Consider the following 6564-nt stretch of genomic DNA (forward strand, 5'->3'; position numbering starts at 1 on the left):
GAAATATATTACACTAAAAATAAAAAAACTTCAAAAAAAATTTGAAGTTTGATTTTTATCTCTGTAAATATTTTTAAATCAACAGTCTTTTTGTCATGCTGAAAGCATCTAAGCTTAGATTCCTACGGAATGACAAACATGGTGTCTATTTGAAATTAATAATTTTGAAAAATATGCTTTAAAATACTTTTATCATCGTCTGTTAAAGGCAATTTTCTTCTTGCCATTACTTTTTCGGCAACTTCGTACGCTTTATCTAATTTAAATCGTTCATCATCTTTAAAACCACCCCACGAAAAATTTTCAATTAAATTTGGAGGAAAACCTTCTTTAAAAATATTGGACGCAACCCCAATGACCGTTCCTGTATTCAATTGAGTATTGATCGCCGTTTTAGAATGGTCTCCCATAATTAAACCAGCAAATTGCAAACCTGTATCTTGGAAATCTTTTGTTCTGTAATTCCAAAGTTTTACATTTCCGTAGTTATTTTTTAAGTTAGAAGAATTAGTATCTGCACCAAGATTACACCATTCCCCAATCACAGAATTCCCTATAAAACCGTCATGACCTTTATTCGAATAACCAAAAATAATGATGTTACTCACTTCACCACCTACTTTAGAATGCGGACCAACCGTGGTTGCACCATAAATTTTTGCTCCTAAATTAAATTTAGAACCCTCACAAAGGGCAATCGGACCACGAAGATTACAGCCTTCCATCACCTCAGCATTTTTTCCGATATAAATTTTTCCGGTTTTGGTGTTGATGGTTGAGAATTCTATTTCTGTGCCTTCTTCAATAAACAAATCTTCTTTATTTCCTAAAAAGCCGTTGGTAGAAGATAATTCCTGAGAAATCCTTCCTTTGGTCAGCAATTCAAAGTCAAAATCGATAGCTTCTTTATTATAAGTAAATAAATCAGTTGGATTTTTAAAGAAAACGAGCTCTTCTTTAATATCGGTCATTTTTTCAATCTGATTCAAAGAAAAACCATCCATATTGATCTTCGCAGCTACTAGTTCATCTTCATAAACCAAAGCTTCACCTTGTTTCAAATCTTTTATTTGCTGAATTACTGCTTCTGTTGGTAAAAAATTGGTTACCAAAAACAGACTTTCTTTTTTTTGTGGCTCAGCAAATTTATGCTGAAGATAAGCCTCTGTAAAAAAAGATACTTCGGTATTCTCTAATATTTTTTGCCATCTTTCAGAGAAAGTAAGGATTCCACATCGCATTTCAGCGACAGGTCTTGTAAAAGTTAGAGGAAGAAAATCTTCCCAATATTGTGCATCGGAGAATACGAGTTGCATTTTTTTAAGATGTTAGATGTTAGATGTTAGATGTTAGATGTTAGGCATCTAATTTCTACTCAAAGCAAAAATACAAATAGTAAAACTAATTTCTCACCTCTTACTTTTAATTTCTATCTTTTTTATCCACAAAAAAAGTCTCCCGAAAATCGGAAGACTTTAAATATTTTTAATATCAAAAAATTACTTAGCGAATTTTTTGTATTTGTTCATAAACTTGTCTACTCTACCTGCAGTATCAACTAATTTAGTTTTTCCTGTGTAGAAAGGGTGAGAAGTAGAAGAGATTTCCATTTTGATCAATGGGTACTCAGTTCCTTCAAACTCGATAGTGTCTTTTGTGTCAGCTGTTGACTTGCCTAAGAATACGTCGTCGTTACTCATATCTTTGAAAACAACAAGTCTATAATTTTCTGGGTGAATTCCTTTTTTCATAATACAAATTTTTAAAAAATTAAAGTTCTGCTTTCGAAATAGTAATGGTATTTCTTCTGCTAAATTTTAGGTTGCAAAAATACAATAATTTTTATAATATACAAATACCTTGTCAACTATTTTTAAAAGATAAGAAAATTAAAGTATTTTCGTTAAATTTGAAACTTACTTAAATTTTAATTTTGATGAAATCGCTAAGACAGACTTTGACTACGAGCATCAATGATGCTAAGCGATAACATATGACCTCAAATAAAACAAAAAATTTCTACCCTATGAAATTCAAATCATTACTCTTTTTATCATTCTGGATGTTATTCTTGGCGATTTCTTGTGACAAAGATGATATTACTTTTGATGCTCCTTCTCAGGAACTTAGCTTTTCTAGAGACACGGTATTTTGCGACACAGTTTATCATCAGGTACGCTCAGAAACCTATGTGGTAAAAGTATTTAATAATGAAGATAAGGATGTAATGATTCCAAGAATTAATCTTGAAAAAGGAGCTGCATCATTATATAAAATAAATGTAGACGGAAAAACGGGGCACGATTTTCAGAATGTTCCGCTTAGAAAAAAAGACAGTCTTTACATTTTTGTAGAAATTGCTCCTCAAGCTACAGGTCCGGAAGCAATTGCTGAAGACAGAGTTTTATTTACTACAGGAGCCGGACAGCAGCATGTCACTTTATTTTCTGTTGTTCAGGATGCCGAATTTTTCATTAAAACGCCTACTAATCCTAATGTGATTGCCACTGATGTGACGTGGTCTAGTAATAAAGCTAAAATTATTTACGGAGACTTAACTGTAAATACTGGAGTTCATTTGAATATACAACCAGGAACAAAAGTATATTTCCATAAAAACAGCGGAATGAAAGTTTCAGCTGGTGCGACTTTAAATATCAACGGAACCGCAACTGATCAGGTAATTATTCGTGGAGACCGAAATGACACTTACTATGACACCATCCCAAGAAACTGGAATTCTATTAAAATGGAAGCCGCTTCTGTTTTAAATATGAATCATACTAGACTTTTCGGAGGAACTAGAGGTCTTGATATGAAACAAGCTACTGCAACCATCAAAAATTCATTCATTCACACATTTCAGGAATACGGTATTTATTCAGTGGGTTCAAAAGTAAATGCTGAAAATTTGGTCATGAATAATTGCGGAGAATCTTGTATTGGAATTTTCTATGGTGGAAATTATACTTTTACTCATGCAACCATTGCTAATTATTCTGCTACCATGAATGATAGAAGCCGTATGGGAATTTTTGCCACCAATGAGTGGACAAATGATAATGGACAAATTGATTACGGAGCTCTTCAAAATTTAAGCATTCTCAATAGTATTGTGTATTCAGATAGAGACAATTCTATACATTTAGAACAAGCAGGTATGTACCAATTTAATTATTTAATTCAAAATTCATTAATAAAATACAGCGATGTTTCAGGAGCTGGATTTCTGTTTGAAAATAATCCTACCAATAGCGTCATTCAAAGTATAAAAAATCAAGACCCTAGATTTATAAATTATTTTGCGGCTAAGATGAATTTAAGAGTAAAAGCTGATTCTCCTGCAAAAAATAAGGGTGATGTAACAGTTGCTAATACGGTTCCTACTGATATTGTAGGTGTTTCAAGAACGACCAGTCCAACTTTAGGAGCTTATCAGTAGTATGAATGATGAATGATGAATGATGAATGATGAATGAAATTAACTTGATTCTTTAAACTTTTAACTTGGCTCTTAAAAAAAATGGAAATTACAAATCTGCAACAACAAGTCGACGAATGGATAAAAACCATTGGTGTTCGTTATTTTAATGAGCTTACCAATATGGCAATGCTTACTGAAGAAGTTGGCGAAGTTGCAAGAATTATCGCAAGAAGATACGGTGAACAAAGCGAAAAAGAAAGCGATAAGACCAAAGATCTTGGTGAAGAATTAGCCGACGTATTGTTTGTCACTTTATGTTTAGCCAATCAAACCGGAGTCAATCTACAGGAAGCATTCGACAAAAAAATGAAAATAAAAACTGATCGCGACAAAGACCGTCATCAGAATAATGAGAAATTGAAGTAGATTTCAGATGCTAGACTTTAGATATTAGACCATTGAAAGTCTGAAATCTGACATCTGAAGTCTCAAAATCTTTAAAATAATGAAGCTAGAAAAATCAAAATTAAAAGGAAACAAAACCATACAAATCAGCGGTTCGAAAAGTATTTCGAATCGTTTGTTGATTTTAGAAAGTTTGTTTAAAAACATAAAAATCGGGAATTTATCTAATTCTCAGGATACGCAATTATTAAAAAAAGCACTTTCAGAAAATAGCGAGATTGTCGACATTCATCACGCTGGAACAGCGATGCGTTTTTTAACGTCATATTATTCTATCCAGGATGGAAAAACGACCATTCTTACCGGTTCCGGAAGAATGAAGGAAAGACCTATTAAAAATCTGGTTACCGCTTTACAAAATCTAGGCGTTGAAATTGAGTATCTAGAAAATGAAGGTTTTCCGCCTTTGAAAATTATTGGAAGAAAAATTACGGAGACAAAAGTAGATGTTCCCGCAAATATTTCAAGCCAGTTCATCACTTCCCTTCTTTTGATAGCTGGAAAGCTAGAAAATGGTTTGGAAATAAACTTAGTTGGAAAAGTTACTTCGAGATCTTATATCGAAATGACTTTAGATATTTTAACCAAATTCGGAATAAAAAACAGCTTCATTGAAAACACTATCAAAGTAGGATCTACCATCAACCATCAACTACCAACCATCAACTATGAAGTGGAAAGTGATTGGAGTTCGGCTTCTTATTTCTACTCTTTTGCCGCTTTAGGTAAAGAAACCATTCATCTGAAAAGCTTTTACAAAGAATCTACTCAGGGCGATTCTGCAATCGCTGAGATTTATGAAACGTTTTTCGGTATTAAAACTATTTTCACCGAAGGCGAACACAAATTGACACTTCAGCCAATTGAAAATTTCATATTCCCGGAAAAAATCGTTTTGGATATGAATAATTGTCCGGATATTGCACAAACACTTTGTGTAACCGCTGCAGCGTTGAGAATTCCTTTTGAAATTTCAGGTTTGGGAACATTGAGGGTAAAAGAAACTGATAGACTTTTAGCTTTATTTAATGAACTACAAAAGCTAGGAGCAGAAACTGAAATAACAGATTTAACCATAAAATCAATCAGCTTCAATGAAGCTGAAGACAATATTTCTATCAAAACATATCAAGACCACAGAATGGCGATGAGCTTTGCACCGTTTTGTTTATTTAAAGAATTGAATATTGAAGATGAGAATGTGGTGGAAAAATCTTATCCAATGTTTTGGGAAGATTTGATAATTTTATTAGAAAAATAATTGAACTTTCAAATGAATATTGAATCAACAAAGTTTTTCAAAATCAATAAAATTGCCAAAACTTTCATCATGCTGGTTTTAGCTTTTTGCATTTTGATGAATATTTTTAATATGGTTAAATATTATGAATTTATAAGTATCCAATTTCATTTATTTATTATTGTAATATTATCAATATTCATTGTAAGTTTATATTTTGAAAATTATTTTACGACAGTTGTTTTACTAATCTTTAATATATTATTTTGGTATTATACCATCACTGAAAGAAAAGATTTATCTTGGTATGATAATCCTTTTAATCATTATGATTCAGTCTTAATAAGTTTTGCTAACAATTTCGATATCTTTTTAAGGAAACTATTATATAAAATAATTAGACCTTTGAGCACAATAAATACTTTTCTTATTTGAATTATTATCATTCCTTTCAGAATTAAAAAATTTTATTTTAAAAAAATTAAATGAAAAAGCTACTCATCATATTGTATCTCTTAATTCCTTTAACATTTTGGGCTCAATATCTTTTACCCAATGAAGAAGTTATTTATTCATTTGAAACCAAAAACGGCAAGAAAATGTCTTTGGTAAAAGATAAAAGCAATAAATACATTCAATATCGTTTTGGAACTAAAACCAAAGTTGAAATGGAATTTCCTGCCGACAGAACAAAAGAAAGCTGGAAAAAATTTCATTACAATTCTTATTGGCGAGGTGGCGGAATACAAAATGCAGGAATGGAAGTCGATAATCTTTCCTTTAAAAATAATGGGTATGAATACTTGTTATTCAGAACCTATCATGCGGAAGGCGAAGTTTACACTGTCGGAATTATCATCACAGACAGCCAGAAAAAAGAAACGCGCATCAATGGAAATTATAAAACAGTAAAAGGCTGTATCTGTAATTTGGAAGATACCGGAATGATACAGAAAGAAGATATTGGATTAAGTTTTTAATACAAATAGTATCTCTCTTTTTACTATTTTTCATAAAAAATTCCTTTCCAAAAAAACAGAAAATTTCTTTTTAGAAATAAACTCAATAAATTTCTCGTCAGGTTGATAAATAATTTATATATTTGATAGTGTGCACATTAAGTACCACAAACCAAAAAAAATCATTTAAAAACTAATTACTATGAAAAATTTAAAAAAAATTTCAAGACAAGAATTGAAAAGTATTAGCGGGGGAATCGAAGTATGTATTCAAAATTGTATGGTAGGATATTATAAATGCTGTATCCCCCGTCAACGTTATTATTGTACTCCTAATGGTAGCCAATGTGGAAATATTATTATCATAGAACCTTAACTAAAAATAGTTAGAGCGTGTTTAAATTTTTATTAAATATTTTTCTATTGCCTTTATCTTAATTTTGACTACGTCGAAATAGCATTCATCGACTGAAAGG

General features: G+C 31.4%; 7 protein-coding genes. 5 read left to right on the plus strand and 2 right to left on the minus strand.

Annotation, left to right across the window (positions count from 1 at the left end; translation table 11 throughout):
• Positions 1-155: 155 nt before the first annotated feature.
• Together AB671_RS17940 and AB671_RS17945 are read right to left on the minus strand one after the other, a co-directional pair.
• Complete coding sequence (locus tag AB671_RS17940; protein ID WP_066682066.1) at positions 156-1316, minus strand: GlmU family protein; 1161 nt, start codon at positions 1314-1316, stop codon at positions 156-158.
• A gap of 183 nt (positions 1317-1499) precedes the next feature.
• Positions 1500-1751, minus strand: a complete 252-nt coding sequence (locus AB671_RS17945) for a type B 50S ribosomal protein L31 (protein ID WP_066682062.1) — start codon at positions 1749-1751, stop codon at positions 1500-1502.
• A 275-nt stretch (positions 1752-2026) separates the two neighbouring features.
• Between AB671_RS17945 and AB671_RS17950 the strand changes: the two genes are divergently transcribed.
• The 5 genes from AB671_RS17950 to AB671_RS23075 all read left to right on the plus strand — a co-directional run bounded on the left by AB671_RS17950 (position 2027) and on the right by AB671_RS23075 (position 6464).
• Positions 2027-3442: a hypothetical protein gene (locus AB671_RS17950; RefSeq protein ID WP_066682115.1), complete on the plus strand. Its 1416-nt coding sequence runs from the start codon at positions 2027-2029 to the stop codon at positions 3440-3442.
• A gap of 81 nt (positions 3443-3523) precedes the next feature.
• Positions 3524-3850, plus strand: coding sequence for a nucleotide pyrophosphohydrolase (locus AB671_RS17955; RefSeq protein ID WP_066682059.1), 327 nt, complete (start codon positions 3524-3526; stop codon positions 3848-3850).
• 79 nt (positions 3851-3929) lie between these two features.
• A complete protein-coding gene (locus tag AB671_RS17960; RefSeq protein ID WP_066682056.1) occupies positions 3930-5150 on the plus strand; it encodes a 3-phosphoshikimate 1-carboxyvinyltransferase in 1221 nt (406 codons plus the stop codon).
• A gap of 464 nt (positions 5151-5614) precedes the next feature.
• Complete coding sequence (locus AB671_RS17970; RefSeq protein WP_066764855.1) at positions 5615-6109, plus strand: hypothetical protein; 495 nt, start codon at positions 5615-5617, stop codon at positions 6107-6109.
• A gap of 181 nt (positions 6110-6290) precedes the next feature.
• On the plus strand, positions 6291-6464 hold the full coding sequence (locus AB671_RS23075; protein WP_410492661.1) for a bacteriocin-like protein: 174 nt from the start codon (positions 6291-6293) through the stop codon (positions 6462-6464).
• Positions 6465-6564: the final 100 nt, after the last annotated feature.

The organism is Chryseobacterium sp. BGARF1 (assembly GCF_001677955.1).
Taxonomy (GTDB): domain Bacteria; phylum Bacteroidota; class Bacteroidia; order Flavobacteriales; family Weeksellaceae; genus Chryseobacterium.